Raw genomic sequence first — 16,099 nt, 5'->3', positions numbered from 1 at the left:
TTTGACTTTTTTGAATTGTAGACGAATTTGTGAAAAAGGCCGTTAAGGGGGACAAACAAATGTTACAGTCAAAAAATATTTTACTCGGCGTCAGCGGAGGAATCGCCGTATATAAAGCAGCAGCACTTACTAGTAAACTCGTACAGGCGGGCGCAAATGTAAGAGTGATTATGACGGAATCTGCCCGTGAGTTTGTGTCTCCGCTTACCTTTCAAGCTCTGTCTCGGGATGAGGTATATGTGGATACATTCAAAGAAAACAATCCAAAAGTCATAGCGCATATTGACGTAGCTGACTGGGCTGACCTCATTCTTGTTGCCCCTGCAACAGCACATACGATTGGTAAAATAGCCGCTGGACTTGCAGATGATATGCTCACAACAACTTTGCTTGCTTCAACGGCTCCTGTATGGATCGCACCAGCTATGAATGTGCATATGTATGATCACCCAGCTGTGAAACGGAACATTCGCACATTATATGAAGACGGCTACCGGTTTATTGAGCCAAGTGAAGGTTATTTAGCCTGCGGGTACATTGGAAAAGGGCGATTAGAGGAGCCTGAAAAAATTGTTGAACACATCCGTGCATTTTTTGAGGAGCCAAAAAGCTTACCGCTTTCAGGTAAAAAAGTCGTAGTGACAGCAGGCCCAACACGAGAAGTAATCGATCCTGTTCGGTTCTTTACAAATCGATCTACTGGAAAAATGGGCTATGCAATTGCTGAAGCTGCCCAGCAAATGGGGGCTGATGTTACACTGATTTCTGGACCTGTTTCATTAACTGCACCTGATCATGTACAAGTAGTGCAAGTTGAATCGGCTGAGGAGATGTATCAAGCTGCATTAGATGTATACAGGGAAGCTGACCTTGTCATTAAATCAGCAGCAGTCGCTGATTATACCCCTGTCACGACATATGCTCATAAAATGAAGAAACAGGACGGCGCATTAGAAATAGAATTCACCCGGACAAAAGATATTTTAAAAGAGCTGGGGAAAAGAAAAGAGCATCAAGTGCTGGTCGGGTTTGCAGCTGAAACGCAGGATGTAGAATATTATGCGAAAAAGAAAATTGAATCCAAGCATTTAGATATGATTGTCGCCAACAATGTGACAAAAGAGGGTGCAGGCTTTGGCACAGATACAAATGTGGCAGCGATCATTAGGGCAGATGGAACAAAAAAAGAGCTGCCGATGATGAGTAAAAAAGACCTCGCCTTTGAAATCTTAAAGGAGGCACAACAGCTGTTGCCAAAAGAGCGTGATCGATCATGATTGCTGAAGTCATAGTGGATGTCACAACGAAAGCCATTGACCGGCCATTTGATTACCGTGTGCCAGATCGGTTCAAAGATCTCGTCAAAGCGGGTATGAGGGTGGTCGTTCCCTTTGGCCCGAGGAAAATTCAAGGGTTTGTGACAAAAGTCAAAGATGAAACAGACGTAAAAACAGGAAACATCAAGGACATTGTTGATTTATTTGACTTATCGCCTGTTCTGACAGTTGAGCTATTGGAGCTTTCCCACTGGCTGACGGAAAAAACATTGTCCTATCATATTACGGCACTTCAATCAATGCTGCCCGCAGCCATGAAGGCAAAGTATGAAAAAGAAATTCAGGTGCTCTCAGAGGAAGAACTTCCGCAGTCATTGAAAGAGCTTTTCGGTCAGCGAGATAGTATTCTTTACGCTGACATCCCGGCTGAACTATTAAAGCAGATTCAAAAGCATGTCCAAAAAGGGCATTTAGAGGTGAGATACCACGTCTCGCAAAAATCTGGAAAGAAAAAAGTGCGCACGCTTCATGTAGCTGCATCGAAAGAAGAACTTGAAGAAAAGCAGCAGCAGCTAAAGAAAAATGCAGTGAAACAAAAAGCGCTGCTTTCCTTCTTGCTTCAAGCGGATAAGACAACCTTTTTAGCGAAAGATTTGCAGCAGCAAACAGGCACAAGTTCTCAAACGCTTAAAACTTTTATTCAAGAAGGACTGTTAACAGAAAGCTATGAAGAGGTCTATCGAGACCCGTATCAAGACCGGGAATTTACACCATCTGCTCCACTTGATCTCACGCCAGAGCAAAGAGAAGCGGCAAAGCATATTCATCAAGCAGTGAGTGATGATCAACACGAAACCTTTCTTTTGCACGGGGTGACAGGAAGCGGCAAAACGGAGATTTATTTGCAGACAATTGATCATGTCCTTCAAAAAGGAAAAGAAGCGATCGTCCTAGTTCCTGAAATCTCATTAACCCCTCAAATGGTGCAGCGGTTTAAAGAACGATTTGGCTCAAATGTGGCTGTTCTTCACAGCGGCTTATCGACAGGAGAAAAATATGATGAATGGCGGAAAATTCATCGCAAGGAAGTCAAACTTGTCGTAGGCGCACGATCTGCTGTCTTCGCACCATTTGAAAATCTAGGCATGATTATTATCGATGAAGAGCACGAGTCCTCTTATAAGCAAGAAGAAATGCCTCGTTACCATGCCAAGGATGTTGCCATTGAACGAGCAGGGCGGCATCAATGTCCAGTTGTATTAGGCAGTGCAACACCTTCGCTTGAGACTTATGCGCGTGCGAAAAAAGGCGTGTATACATTGCTGTCGCTAAAGCACCGCGTCAACCAGCAGCAGCTGCCGCACGTTTCGTTAATTGATATGAGAGAAGAACTAAGGGGCGGCAACCGGTCCATGTTTTCAGAGGAATTAATGCTCAGGTTAAAAGAAGTGCTTGAAAGGAAAGAACAAGCTGTCTTGTTCCTGAACAAAAGAGGCTATTCCTCCTTTGTGATGTGCCGTGATTGCGGATATGTGGAGCAATGTCCTCACTGTGAAATTTCTCTCACCTATCATCGCTATCAAAAGCGGCTAAAGTGTCATTATTGTGGTCACGAAGCACCAGTACCTGCTGAATGTCCAGAATGCCACAGTGAGCATATCCGCTATTTTGGTACTGGCACGCAGCGAGTAGAAGAAGAGCTGACAAAGGTGTTGCCTGAGGCGCGGGTCATAAGGATGGATGTGGATACAACGTCTCGAAAAGGTGCCCATGAAAAGCTTCTCACCTCTTTTGGTAATAAAGAAGCGGACATTCTGCTCGGAACGCAGATGATTGCAAAGGGGCTGGACTTCCCAGATGTCACGCTTGTTGGTGTACTCAGTGCGGATACATCCCTTCATATCCCTGATTTCCGTTCAAGCGAGAAAACATTCCAGCTTCTCACGCAAGTCAGCGGCAGGGCAGGGCGCCATGAAAAAGCAGGCTCGGTTATTATTCAATCGTATACGCCTTCTCACTACAGTATTGAATTAACAAAGCAGCACGACTATGAAGCCTTTTATGAACAGGAAATGCTGCATCGCCGCAACCAATCCTACCCGCCGTATTACTTCTTGGCGATGGTGACAGTTTCACATGAAGAAGTGACGAAGGCAGCACATGTCACTGATCAAATTGTCCAGTTCCTAAAAATGAACTGTGCACCGAATACACGAATCCTTGGTCCGGCTGCTTCGCCAATCGCTAAGATCAAAGATAGATATCGCTATCAATGCGTGATAAAATACAAAAGGGAAAATGAACTGGCAAGTTTACTACGGAAAATACAAGATCATTATCAAAAGGAAATGGAACAAAAACAATTGATGATTTCAATAGATATGAATCCATATATGATGATGTAAAACGGAGGGCTTTAAGTGGCAGTAAAACCAATCGTCACACATCCGGCAGAAGTGCTTGAACAAAAGACAGAGCCTGTCGATACGTTCGATAAAAAGCTAAAAAAACTGCTGGATGATATGTATGATACAATGCTTGAGCTAGATGGAGTCGGACTAGCAGCACCACAAATCGGTATTTCTAAAAGAATTGCAGTGGTAGATATCGGAGAAGAATCCGGCAGAATTGATTTAGTGAATCCCGAGGTACTTAAAGTAGAAGGAAGTCAAACAGATATTGAAGGCTGCCTAAGCTTTCCATCTTTATACGGTACTGTAGAAAGACCAAACTATGTGAAGGTAAAAGCCTTTGATAAGAAAGGCAAACCATTTACAATAGAAGCAGAAGGATTTTTAGCAAGAGCCTTATTGCACGAAATTGATCATTTAGACGGCATATTATTTACGTCGAAAATCATTCAAACCTATACAGAAAAAGAACTTGCGGAAATGGAAGGGTGAAGAAAATGGCACGTATCGTATTTATGGGAACCCCTGATTTCTCAGTACCTGTGCTGCAAACACTGATAACAGAAGGATACGAAGTGGTAGGGGTCGTCACGCAGCCTGATCGCCCGAAAGGCAGAAAACGAGTGCTGACGCCGCCTCCTGTGAAAGTGGAAGCCTTAAAGCACGGCATCCCTGTGCTACAGCCTGAAAAGGTGCGTCTTGATGAAGAAATTGATAAAGTACTGGCATTAAAGCCAGATTTAATTGTCACAGCGGCATTTGGACAAATTTTACCAAAACGATTACTGGATGAACCTCAGTTTGGCTGTATCAATGTTCATGCCTCTCTGCTGCCAGAACTAAGAGGCGGTGCGCCAATTCATTATGCGATCCTCCAAGGCAAAAAGAAAACAGGCGTCACCATCATGTACATGGTGGAGAGACTCGATGCAGGTGACATGATCAGTAAAGTAGAAGTAGAAATCGATGAATTAGACAATGTCGGAACATTGCATGACAAATTAAGTGCTGCAGGCGCTTCGCTTTTAAAAGATACAGTGCCAAATGTTCTGAGCGGGTCGATTTCTCCAATTCCGCAAAATGAAGAAGCGGCAACGTATGCACCAAATATTAAGCGCGAGCAAGAAAGACTAGACTGGACAAAAACCGGTGAAGAGCTTTACAACCAAGTTCGCGGCTTAAATCCATGGCCAGTTGCCTATACTGAATGGAACGGCGCTCACCTAAAAGTATGGGAAGCGAAAAAGGTTCCGCTTCAAGCGCAAGAAGAACCAGGGAAAGTGATCGAGCTTCAAAAAGAAGGTCCGGTCATTGGAACAGGGAATGAGCAAGGCCTTTTATTAACAGGTGTGCAGCCGGCTGGAAAGAAAAGAATGAGCGGCGAAGACTTCTTAAGAGGCGCAAATATCGAAATTGGACAGAAATTAGGGTTAATGAATGAAGAAAAGTAATGTGAGAGAAATAGCGCTGGACGCCTTAATCAAACTCGAACAAAACCAAGCTTACAGTAATTTGCTTTTGCAGTCAGTCATGAAAGATAAAGATTTAGCTGATCAGGACAAACCGCTGTTAACAGAGCTTGTATACGGTACACTGCAAAATAAGCTGGCATTAGATTATATGCTTGCGCCCTTTGTGAAAAAACCGCAAAAGGTGGCTCCGTGGGTTATGCAGCTTTTACGGATGTCTCTTTATCAAATGGTCTACCTTGAAAAAATCCCAGATCGTGCAGCCATTCATGAAGCAGTTGAGATCACGAAAAAGCGCGGGCATAAGGGGATTTCTTCACTTGTCAACGGCGTTCTTCGTTCCGTACAAAGAGAAGGCGTTCCGACATTTGATGCGATCAAAGATCCGGTAAAACGGCTTTCCATTGAGACAAGCCACCCATTATGGCTCGTGCAGGAATGGGTTCAGGCGTACGGATTTGAAGCGGCAGAAAGCATGTGCCGCATTCATTTAGTACCGCCAAAGCAAACCCTGCGCGTTAATCGAATGAAAACGGATCGCGTAGCACTTCAGCAAGACCTAATGGATGCAGGAATTGAAACAGAGCTCGGTGACTTATCTGAAGATGCACTCAAGCTCATGAAAGGATCCATCGTCTCGGCCCCTTCGTTTCAAGAGGGTTTTGTCACCATTCAAGATGAAAGCTCGATGCTTGTTGCTAGAGCGCTCGACCCTCAGCCGGGAGAAACAGTGCTTGACGCCTGTGCGGCTCCTGGCGGAAAATCAACACATATTGCAGAACGTATGAATGATGAGGGCAAAATTGTTTCACTTGACTTACACGAACACAAAGTGAAACTCATCAAACAAGCGGCAAAACGTCTAAACCTTTCTCACATTGAGGCAAAAGCACTTGATGCAAGGAAAGCGGCAGACTATTACAGCGAAGCTTCGTTTGACCGTATCCTCATTGATGCACCATGTTCTGGTTTTGGCGTCATCAGACGAAAACCAGATATGAAATATACAAAGTCTCCAGAAGACTCAGCAAGGCTTGCCGTTATTCAGCAGGCAATTTTGAAGGAAGCAGCCCCGCTTTTAAAGCCGGGCGGAACCCTTGTATATAGTACATGTACAATGGACCCAACAGAAAATCAACAAGTGATTCATGCGTTTTTACAAGAACACCAAGACTTCGAACCCGATCTATCTCTTAATGAACGGCTGCCTGAGCAGGTTGCTCCGTTTGTTCAAAACGGAAGTGTACAAATTCTTCCTCATTATTTCGGAACAGATGGTTTCTTTATTTGCAGCATGAGAAAGAAGGGATAAAAAATGACAGAACAAAAAGTAAGAAAAGAACTGAAGACAGATATGCCGTCGATCTACTCATTTGAGCTTGACGAAATGAAAGAATGGTTAAAAGAACAAGGCGAAAAGCCTTTCCGCGCAGCTCAAATTTTTGAGTGGCTTTATGAGAAACGTGTGACATCCTTTGACGAAATGTCGAACCTTTCAAAGGATTTAAGAGAAAAATTAAAAGATCAATTTGCGATCACGACATTAAAAACCGTGATCAAACAAACGTCTCAAGACGGAACCATCAAGTTTTTATTTGAATTACACGATGGCTATACCATTGAAACAGTGCTCATGCGTCACGAATACGGCAACTCTGTCTGTGTCACAACTCAAGTTGGCTGCCGAATTGGCTGTACATTCTGTGCATCTACACTTGGCGGGTTAAAACGTAACCTTGAAGCGGGAGAAATCGTTGCTCAAGTATTGAAAGTGCAGCAGGCGCTTGATGAAACAGAGGAGAGAGTCAGCTCTGTTGTCATCATGGGAATTGGTGAACCGTTTGATAACTTTGACGAAATGCTTGCCTTCCTTAAAATCATCAACCATGACAAAGGTTTAAACATTGGCGCTCGTCATATTACGGTATCAACAAGCGGAATCATTCCAAAGATTTATCAATTCGCTGATGAGCAAATGCAAATTAACTTTGCTGTCTCTCTGCATGCACCAAACACAGAGATCAGAAGCCGTCTAATGCCGATCAATAAGGCATATAAGCTGCCAAAATTAATGGAAGCCATTGAATACTACATTCAAAAAACGGGAAGACGTGTCAGCTTTGAATACGGCCTGTTTGGCGGAGTAAATGATCAAGTTCATCATGCGGAAGAACTTGCGGACTTATTAAAAGGAATCAAGTGCCACGTGAACCTCATTCCGGTGAACTATGTACCTGAAAGGGATTATGTAAGAACACCAAGAGAACAAATCTTCCTATTTGAAAAAACGCTGAAAGAACGCGGCGTAAACGTAACGATTAGACGAGAGCAAGGCCATGACATTGATGCTGCTTGCGGTCAGCTAAGAGCGAAGGAGCGTCAGGAAGAGACGAGGTGACGAATGTTGATAAGGGCAGCCTTTCAAACCGATACAGGAAAAGTCCGTCAGCATAATGAAGATGATGCAGGTATTTTTGAAGCAAAAGAAGACACTCTTCTAGCTGTTGTAGCAGATGGAATGGGAGGTCATCTTGCTGGTGATGTCGCCAGCAAGATGGCAGTCTCTTCTTTAAAAGAATACTGGGAAGAAGCATCTTCAATTCCAGCAAAACCAGCAGAGCAAGAAAGCTGGTTAATCTCAAAAATTAGTGACATTAATCATCAAGTATATGAACATGCGAAAAACAATGAGGAGTGCCAAGGAATGGGTACGACCATTGTTTGTGCGCTCGTTCATTTGCAAACGGTCACAATTGCCCATATTGGAGACAGCCGCTGCTACTTGCTAAGAGAAGGAGCACTAACCCAATTAACAGATGACCATTCACTTGTGAATGAGCTTGTGAAAACAGGTGAAATTTCAAAAGAGGATGCAGAATATCATCCAAGAAAAAATGTGCTCACGAAAGCATTAGGAACGGATCAACACGTTCAAATTGATGCACATACCTTTGAAGTGGATCCAGGAGATCAAATTCTACTTTGCTCAGATGGTTTATCGAATAAATTAGAAGAAGAGAATTTGATTCATATTTTAACGCAACCGACCGCACCAGATGAAAAAGTAACAGCGTTAATTCAAACAGCGAATGACAACGGCGGTGAAGATAACATTACAGCAGTATTGTTAGAAATCTCCTCCCTACCAGAGGAGGGTGACAGCAAGTGTTGATCGGAAAACGGATCAGCGGCCGTTATCAGATTCTTCGCGTCATAGGCGGAGGCGGAATGGCAAACGTTTATTTGGCGGAGGATATGATTTTAGATCGCGAAGTTGCGATTAAAATTTTGCGCTTTGATTTTGCAAGCGATGATGATTTTATTAGACGTTTCCGTCGTGAAGCGCAATCAGCCGCAAGCTTAGATCATCCAAATATAGTCAGCATTTACGATGTAGGGGAAGAAGAGGACATTTATTATATTGTCATGGAATATGTCGAGGGGATGACGCTGAAAGAATACATACACGCCAATGGCCCGCTTCATCCGAAAGAAGCCGTTCGCATTATGGAGCAAGTCGTTGCGGCGATGGAAGAAGCCCATGCGAAACAGCTCGTCCACCGGGACATTAAGCCTCACAATATATTAATAGACCACATGGGGAATATTAAAGTCACTGATTTTGGGATTGCCATGGCTCTCAGCTCAGCGACCATTACTCATACAAACTCTGTCCTAGGTTCTGTGCACTATTTGTCTCCAGAACAAGCACGCGGTGGTCTTGCAACGAAAAAGTCAGACATCTATTCACTTGGCATTGTGCTCTATGAACTGATCTCTGGACGCATGCCGTTTGAAGGGGAATCGGCTGTCAGTGTTGCGCTGAAGCATTTGCAATCAGAGCCGCCATCTGTGAGAAGGTGGAATCCTTCTGTTCCACAAAGCGTGGAAAACATTATTTTAAAGGCAATGGCCAAGGATCCATTTTATCGATATGAAGATGCATCTGAAATGCAAAAAGACTTAAAAACGGCTTTCGACCCTGCAAGACTAAAAGAAAAACGCTTTGTCATTGAAGAGGATCATGAAGCAACGAAAGCGATCCCCATCATTCAAGATCATCAAGTTGATCAAGACAATGAAAAAACAGCCGTCCATCCGGCTCAGAAACCGAAGAAAAAAGAGAAACAAAAGCCAAAAAAGAAACGAAAAAAATGGCCTTGGGTTGTAGCAACAATCTTATTTATTCTAACTGCTGCAACGATTTTAGCCATTACTGTGTTTCCGGGCTTACTCTTTCCAAAAGATGTTGAGGTCACTGATGTATCTGGCATGACGGTTGAAAAAGCAGAGGATACCTTGAAGAAAGCTGGTTTCACCGTTGCCTCTGATCCAATTGATATTGCTGATGAGAAAATTGAAAAAGGGCTTGTCGTCAAAACAGACCCGAAAATCGGTACAAAGGTAAAAGAAGGAACAGAAATTCAGCTTTACCAAAGTTCAGGCAAGGAAAAGACCGAATTACCAGATGTAACGGGAGAAAAGGTCGATAAAGCAAAAGAATTATTAGAGAAAAAAGGGTTTAAGCAGGTTGTTGTGGAGGAAGTAAATGATAATGACACCGAATCTGGAATTGTCATGGAACAGAAACCTTCAGCGAATACAGAGCTTGTCGCAGCAGATGAAGAAGTGACGTTAACTGTGAGTATAGGTCCTGCCGATATTACGTTGCGTGATTTAACGACATATAGTAAGCAGGCGGCATCGAATTATTTAGAGGATAATGGATTAAAGCTGGATGAAAAAGAAGCGTATTCTGACGATGTGCCAAAAGGTGAAGTGATGAAGCAGGAACCAGGAGCAGGTACTGCTGTCAAACCAGGTGATACGGTCAAGGTCACATTCTCTCTTGGGCCAAAGGAAAAGCCGGCTAAAACGGTGACTGAGAAAATCGCCATTCCGTATGAACCCGAAACGGAAGGGCAAGAGATGACCGTCCAGATTTCCATTGATGATGCAGAGCATAGTATTTCTGATTCATATGAAACCTTTAGCATCACTGCACCAACTGAACGGACCATTAAATTTAAGATTGAACCAGGTCAAAAAGGATACTATCAAGTGACGGTTGATGATAAAGTGGTCAGCTCTAAAACGATCGAATACCCTGATGATGAATAAAGGAGGGACTTTATGCCTGAGGGCAAAATTATTAAAGCGTTAAGCGGATTTTATTATGTGCTGGATGAATCTTTAGAAAGTGGAAAAGTGGTTCAGTGCAGAGCAAGAGGCATTTTTCGAAAAAACAAAATCACACCTCTTGTTGGAGATTATGTCGTATATCAAGCGGACAACGATAAAGAAGGCTACTTATTAGAAGTAAAAGAGCGGACAAACGAACTTGTTCGGCCGCCTATTAGTAACGTTGATCAAGCGGTGCTCGTTTTCTCAGCGACAGAACCAACCTTTAGCACATCACTTTTAGACAGATTTCTAGTCCTTGTGGAAGCTAATCATATTGAACCGATTATCTGTATCACAAAAGTAGACTTATTGAAAACAGATGAAGAGCGTGAAAGTATTCAAGGCTATGCAGAGGACTATCGGCAAATTGGATATGATGTTCATTTAACATCGACAATCGAGGGAGACGGAATTGAAAAGCTGACCCCGCATTTTCATAATAAAATCACTGTATTTGCCGGCCAGTCTGGTGTAGGCAAGTCCTCCCTTTTAAATGCGATGAGTCCTGATTTGGCGCTGAAAACAAATGATATTTCCTCCCATCTTGGAAGAGGAAAGCATACGACAAGACATGTCGAACTCATTCATACAGCAAAAGGGCTCATAGCAGATACACCTGGCTTTAGCTCGCTCGAATTTACAGGCATCGAAGCGGAAGATTTAGGTTTGTACTTTTTAGAAATCAAAGAGCGGAGTGCAGATTGTAAGTTTAGAGGCTGCCAGCATGTGAAAGAGCCGGGCTGTGCGGTAAAAGAAGCGGTCGAACATGAGCAAATCAGAGACTATCGCTATCAGCATTATTTAGAGTTTTTAACTGAAATCAAAGACAGAAAGCCGAGGTACTAAATCATGGTTTATATTGCCCCTTCCATCTTATCAGCAGATTTCGCCAACTTAGAGAAAGATATCCGTGATGTGGAACAAGGCGGAGCGGATTACATTCATATCGATGTTATGGACGGCCATTTTGTACCGAATATCACCTTTGGACCGAATGTTGTGGAAGCGATTAGACCACATACAAAGCTGCCGCTCGATGTTCACTTAATGATTGAGCAGCCAGACCGGTATATTCCTGCATTCGCAAAAGCAGGAGCTGACATTATTTCTGTCCATGTAGAGGCATGTCCACATTTGCACCGAACGATACAGCACATAAAAGAACAAGGTGTAAAAGCAGGTGTTGTCTTGAACCCGCACACACCTGTTTCCCACATTGAGCATGTATTAGAGGATATAGACCTTGTCTTATTCATGACGGTGAATCCTGGTTTTGGCGGACAGGCGTTTATTCCATCTGTCCTCACGAAGGTAAAAGAAGTGAAGGCACTCAGTGAACAAAAGGGCTTATCAGACTTACTCATAGAAATAGACGGCGGTGTCAATGTAGAGACGGCAAAGAGCTGCAAAGAGGCAGGCGCTAATTTACTTGTTGCCGGCTCAGCGGTATACGGAAAAGATAACCGTGCAGCAGCCATTCAGGCAATTCGAGAAGCTTAAAGAAAGGAACCAAAGTCATTGTGAACTTTGGTTCTTTTTACATGGAGAGGAGCGTATATCATGCACATACATATCGTAGCCGGTGGTCCTTTTGAATACATCCCGCCCCTTGAACGTGAAGCATTACAGGAGGATATTCTCTGGGTCGGCGTAGACCGGGGAACGCTTTTTTTACTAGAGCACGGCATCATGCCTGCCAAGGCTTTTGGTGATTTTGACAGTGTGACAGAAGAAGAGCTTCGTGAGCTGAAAAAGAAATTGCCCGGCCTGAATGTATTTCAGGCGGAAAAAGATGAAACCGATTTAGAGCTTGCGCTGAACTGGGCCTTACGTCAGCATCCAGCGCATATTCACATCTACGGAATTACAGGAGGAAGGGCGGATCACTTTCTAGGAAATATCCACCTTCTATATAAAGGGATTCAGCACAAGCAGAACATCACTCTTATAGACAAACAAAATATTATTCAAATGTTTGAACCTGGTACATACGAAATAAAAGAAGACCCGGATAAAAAATATGTGTCGTTTCTGCCCTTTGGTACATCGGTTGAAAAGCTGACATTAAAAGGTTTCAAATATCCTCTGAAAAATTGTCATATTGAGCCTGGTTCCACACTATGTATTAGTAACGAACTCATCCACTCAAATGGTACTTTTTCTTTTCATGAAGGCATATTAATAATGGTAAGAAGCAAAGATTGACCAACCTATCATTGTGGATGGCTGATTAAGCTCAATTGTGCTGCAAGCGGTACTTTTAGGAGGGGGACAAAATGAAATTTTATACAATCAAACTGCCTAGATTTCTTGGCGGCATTGTCCGTGCGATGCTTGGTTCATTTAAAAAAGATTAATGAGTATTCTCCTTTATTTCCACATAAAAACGCCTGCTACAGTTTAATGTAGCAGGCGTTTACTCTTGCTTATACACGCTCAACTTTACCAGATTTCAAAGCTCGAGCTGATACATATACTCTTTTAGGCTTACCGTCCACTAGAATACGAACTTTTTGAAGGTTCGCGCCCCATGTACGTTTTGTAGAGTTCATTGCGTGAGAACGGTTGTTCCCAGCTTTTGTTTTTCTGCCTGTAATAACGCATTTACGTGCCATTTGTTTCCCTCCTAACTGCGAAAACATCATCATATTCTTCATATACGTACTTAGAGATGCCTCAAGATACTTTAATAATTTACCACAGCTTCAAGGGGTTTGCAAGGATTGTTTACTCCTCTTTCAAGAAAAATACCTTGACATCTTGATAAAAAATCAAGGCTATAGTATAAGTAGGATTGGGTCGGATTGAATGATTTCTTTTAAAAAGAAGGGTCTTATAGTAAAATAGTGATAACTCAGGGCAATTTCTCAAAAAGGGGGAACCAATGTGTCCATTGAACTTAGAACGAAATACGGACAAATTGATATATCAAATGAAGTCATTGCAATGGTGGCAGGAGGCGCTGCGATCGATTGCTATGGTATTGTTGGCATGGCGTCCAAAAATCAAATCAAGGACGGCTTGACGGATATTCTCCGCAAAGAGAACTTCAGCCGGGGTGTTCTTGTGCGTCAAAAAGAAGACCGCATTCATATTGATATGTACATCATCGTCAGCTACGGTACAAAAATATCAGAAGTCGCACATAATGTTCAAACGAAAGTCAAATATACGATTCATCACACTATTGGACTTTCTGTTGACTCGGTCAACATCTATGTACAAGGAGTAAAAGTTACGAACCCGTAGTAAGGAGGAAATATATTGTCTATTAGAAATCTTGATGGCCGCTCATTTGCAAAAATGATTCTTGCAGGTGCTCACCATCTTTCTCAAAACGCACAAATTGTTGATGCGTTAAATGTTTTTCCAGTGCCAGACGGAGACACTGGAACCAATATGAATTTGTCGATGACTTCAGGAGCAAAAGCCGTTGAAGAAACAAATACTGATCATATTGGAAAAGTCGGCGTGGCTTTGTCAAAAGGGTTATTGATGGGAGCAAGAGGAAACTCAGGCGTGATCCTGTCACAGCTCTTTAGAGGTTTCAGTAAACATATTGAACAAAAAGAAACGATTGATGCAAAAGAATTTGCTCTTGCCTTACAGGCGGGTGTTGATACAGCATATAAAGCCGTGATGAAACCGATTGAAGGGACTATCTTAACGGTGGCAAAAGACGCGGCAAAGAAAGCGGTTGCCGTTTCAGCAGCAGAAGATCAAATTGACCGTGTTCTTGAGTTAACGATTGAAGAAGCAAGAGCATCACTTGATCGTACGCCAGACTTGCTTCCTGTCTTAAAAGAAGTGGGCGTTGTTGATAGTGGAGGTAAAGGACTTCTATGCGTATATGAAGGTTTCCTTGCTTCATTAAGAGGAGAGGAACTCCCTCCTAAGGCGGCTTCTTTGCCTACGTTAAAGGAACTCGTCAGTGCGGAGCATCATAAAAGTGCACAAAGCCATATGAACACTGAAGATATTGAATTTGGCTATTGTACTGAATTTATGGTGAAATTTGAAGAAGACAAACAGTCCTTTGATGAGAATGCCTTCAGAGAAGATTTGAGCGAATTCGGAGATTCACTTCTTGTGGTGTCTGATGAGACGCTGGCGAAAGTTCATATTCATGCAGAGCATCCAGGAAATGTCTTATCGTATGCACAGCGCTACGGCAGCTTGATTAATATGAAAATTGAAAACATGAGAGAACAGCACAGCTCGATCGTGAACGAAGAAAGAGAACAAGCACCTGCTACACCAAAAGCTCCTGCTGCTGAAAAACAGCGCTTTGGAGTTGTCAGTGTCGCAATGGGAGAAGGAATTGCTGACTTGTTTAAAAGTATCGGAGCTTCCGTCGTCATTGAAGGCGGACAAACGATGAACCCAAGCACAGAAGACATTGTCACTGCAATTGAAAGCGTACATGCCGAAACCGTCTTTATCTTACCTAATAATTCTAATATTGTCATGGCAGCTAAACAGGCGGCAACTGTCTCAAGTCGCGATGTCGTTGTGATTCCGACGAAGACCGTTCCTCAAGGAATGTCGGCACTTCTTTCTCTAAATGAAGCAGCTTCAAATGAAGACAATGAAACTGCGATGCTTGATGCGATTGACCACGTGAAAAGCGGGCAAATTACCTTTGCAGTGAGAGACACTCAAATCGATGGAATCGACATTGCCAAAGGTGATTATATGGGTCTGTTGAACGGGAAAATCACTTTAACAGCGAAAAATCAATTAGATGCTGCAAAAGAACTTTTGACCAAAATGGTGACAGAAGATGATGAGATTGTCACCATCATTAAAGGGGAAGATGCATCATCTGATGAGATGGACGCGTTAGAAGCCTTTATTGAAGAAACATTTGAAGATGTAGAAGTTGAAGTCCACGATGGAAAACAGCCGCTTTATTCATATATTTTGGCGGTTGAATAACGAAAGAAGGGCAAATACAGCCCTTCTTCTTCTTTTGCAATTTTTTACTAGCCAGTCAACGGTGAAATGAGTTGCGGGAAACGAATGAATCCATTAGTCTAAAGAAAGAACCAAACCATACGTGTGTAATTATGAGAGGGGAAGACCTATGAAATTTAGAAGTGTGTTTGATATTATTGGACCCGTTATGATTGGTCCATCAAGTTCGCACACAGCGGGTGCGGCTCGTATAGGAAGAGTGGCTCGCAGCTTATTTGGAAGAGAACCGAAACGAATTGTTGTTTCATTTTATGGTTCTTTTAAAGATACGTATAGAGGACACGGTACAGATGTCGCCATTATCGGCGGTGTTCTTGACTTTGATACATTTGATGAGCGAATCAAAACGGCGATCGATATTGCAAAAAGCAAAGAGATCGAGATTGAATTTAAAGAAGAAGAGGCGGTGCCAGCGCATCCAAATACCGCAAAAGTAGAGATTTCAGATGCGGACGGAAGCCTTGAATTAATCGGAATTTCCATTGGCGGAGGTAAAATTGAAATCACAGAATTAAATGGTTTTGAGCTTAGACTCTCAGGTAATCACCCTGCCATTCTTGTGGTTCATAATGATCGCTACGGAACGATTGCAGCAGTTGCCAATGTTTTAGCGAAATTCGCCATCAACATCGGTCATATGGAAGTGGCGCGTAAAGATGTCGGGCTAGAAGCACTGATGACCATTGAAGTGGATCAAAATATTGACCCAGCTGTCCTATCAGAGCTTGAAACATTGCCAAACATTATTCAAGTCACACAAATTGCAGAGTAACAACAAGGA

Annotated in this window: 16 protein-coding genes; 15 read left to right on the top strand and 1 reads right to left on the bottom strand. The window is 42.8% G+C overall.

Going from position 1 to position 16,099, the window contains the following annotated elements; translation table 11 throughout:
* Positions 1 to 59 precede the first annotated feature (59 nt).
* The 12 genes from coaBC to spoVM all read left to right on the top strand — a co-directional run bounded on the left by coaBC (position 60) and on the right by spoVM (position 12,698).
* Entirely contained in the window at positions 60 to 1,277 is a 1,218-nt protein-coding gene (coaBC, locus tag AKG37_RS12580; RefSeq protein WP_060699119.1) for a bifunctional phosphopantothenoylcysteine decarboxylase/phosphopantothenate--cysteine ligase CoaBC, read from the top strand.
* Positions 1,271 to 3,682: a primosomal protein N' gene (gene priA, locus AKG37_RS12575; protein WP_239686116.1), complete on the top strand. Its 2,412-nt coding sequence runs from the start codon at positions 1,271 to 1,273 to the stop codon at positions 3,680 to 3,682. The genes coaBC and priA overlap by 7 nt, the downstream gene beginning before the upstream one ends.
* Before the next feature lie 15 nt (positions 3,683 to 3,697).
* A complete protein-coding gene (gene def / locus AKG37_RS12570; RefSeq protein ID WP_060699117.1) occupies positions 3,698 to 4,180 on the top strand; it encodes a peptide deformylase in 483 nt (160 codons plus the stop codon).
* 5 nt (positions 4,181 to 4,185) lie between these two features.
* Positions 4,186 to 5,139 (top strand): methionyl-tRNA formyltransferase, encoded by a 954-nt coding sequence (gene fmt, locus AKG37_RS12565; protein WP_060699116.1) that lies wholly within the window; start codon positions 4,186 to 4,188, stop codon positions 5,137 to 5,139.
* Entirely contained in the window at positions 5,126 to 6,469 is a 1,344-nt protein-coding gene (rsmB, locus tag AKG37_RS12560; protein ID WP_060699115.1) for a 16S rRNA (cytosine(967)-C(5))-methyltransferase RsmB, read from the top strand. The genes fmt and rsmB overlap by 14 nt, the downstream gene beginning before the upstream one ends.
* 3 nt (positions 6,470 to 6,472) lie before the next feature.
* Positions 6,473 to 7,555: a dual-specificity RNA methyltransferase RlmN gene (rlmN, locus tag AKG37_RS12555; protein WP_060699114.1), complete on the top strand. Its 1,083-nt coding sequence runs from the start codon at positions 6,473 to 6,475 to the stop codon at positions 7,553 to 7,555.
* A 3-nt stretch (positions 7,556 to 7,558) separates the two neighbouring features.
* The gene (locus AKG37_RS12550) at positions 7,559 to 8,329 is read left to right on the top strand and encodes a Stp1/IreP family PP2C-type Ser/Thr phosphatase (RefSeq protein ID WP_060699113.1); all 771 of its coding nucleotides are present in this window, start codon (positions 7,559 to 7,561) and stop codon (positions 8,327 to 8,329) included.
* Positions 8,323 to 10,278, top strand: coding sequence for a Stk1 family PASTA domain-containing Ser/Thr kinase (pknB, locus tag AKG37_RS12545; protein WP_060699112.1), 1,956 nt, complete (start codon positions 8,323 to 8,325; stop codon positions 10,276 to 10,278). The genes AKG37_RS12550 and pknB overlap by 7 nt, the downstream gene beginning before the upstream one ends.
* A 12-nt stretch (positions 10,279 to 10,290) precedes the next feature.
* A complete protein-coding gene (gene rsgA, locus AKG37_RS12540) occupies positions 10,291 to 11,187 on the top strand; it encodes a ribosome small subunit-dependent GTPase A (RefSeq protein WP_060699111.1) in 897 nt (298 codons plus the stop codon).
* 3 nt (positions 11,188 to 11,190) lie between these two features.
* Entirely contained in the window at positions 11,191 to 11,841 is a 651-nt protein-coding gene (gene rpe / locus AKG37_RS12535) for a ribulose-phosphate 3-epimerase (protein WP_060699110.1), read from the top strand.
* Between the two features lie 60 nt (positions 11,842 to 11,901).
* Positions 11,902 to 12,546 carry a thiamine diphosphokinase gene (locus AKG37_RS12530; protein WP_060699109.1) on the top strand — a complete coding sequence of 215 codons (645 nt, stop codon included), beginning with the start codon at positions 11,902 to 11,904 and terminating at the stop codon, positions 12,544 to 12,546.
* 71 nt (positions 12,547 to 12,617) lie between these two features.
* Entirely contained in the window at positions 12,618 to 12,698 is an 81-nt protein-coding gene (gene spoVM / locus AKG37_RS12525) for a stage V sporulation protein SpoVM (protein ID WP_008354550.1), read from the top strand.
* 69 nt (positions 12,699 to 12,767) lie between these two features.
* On the opposite strand, the gene rpmB is transcribed toward spoVM, so the two are convergent.
* Entirely contained in the window at positions 12,768 to 12,956 is a 189-nt protein-coding gene (gene rpmB, locus AKG37_RS12520; protein ID WP_003212514.1) for a 50S ribosomal protein L28, read from the bottom strand.
* 271 nt (positions 12,957 to 13,227) lie between these two features.
* On the opposite strand from rpmB, the gene AKG37_RS12515 reads away from it, so the two are divergent.
* The 3 genes from AKG37_RS12515 (at position 13,228) to sdaAB (ending at position 16,090) form a co-directional block, all read left to right on the top strand.
* Positions 13,228 to 13,590, top strand: coding sequence for an Asp23/Gls24 family envelope stress response protein (locus AKG37_RS12515; RefSeq protein WP_008344871.1), 363 nt, complete (start codon positions 13,228 to 13,230; stop codon positions 13,588 to 13,590).
* Between the two features lie 15 nt (positions 13,591 to 13,605).
* On the top strand, positions 13,606 to 15,279 hold the full coding sequence (locus tag AKG37_RS12510; RefSeq protein WP_060699108.1) for a DAK2 domain-containing protein: 1,674 nt from the start codon (positions 13,606 to 13,608) through the stop codon (positions 15,277 to 15,279).
* A gap of 148 nt (positions 15,280 to 15,427) precedes the next feature.
* On the top strand, positions 15,428 to 16,090 hold the full coding sequence (gene sdaAB / locus AKG37_RS12505) for an L-serine ammonia-lyase, iron-sulfur-dependent subunit beta (protein ID WP_060699107.1): 663 nt from the start codon (positions 15,428 to 15,430) through the stop codon (positions 16,088 to 16,090).
* Positions 16,091 to 16,099 lie beyond the last annotated feature (9 nt).

Origin of the sequence: Bacillus australimaris, from assembly GCF_001307105.1 — a bacterium.
Classification (GTDB): domain Bacteria; phylum Bacillota; class Bacilli; order Bacillales; family Bacillaceae; genus Bacillus; species Bacillus australimaris.
The sequence above is the reverse complement of the archived record's forward strand: the minus strand, read 5'-3'. Positions and strand labels throughout refer to the sequence as shown.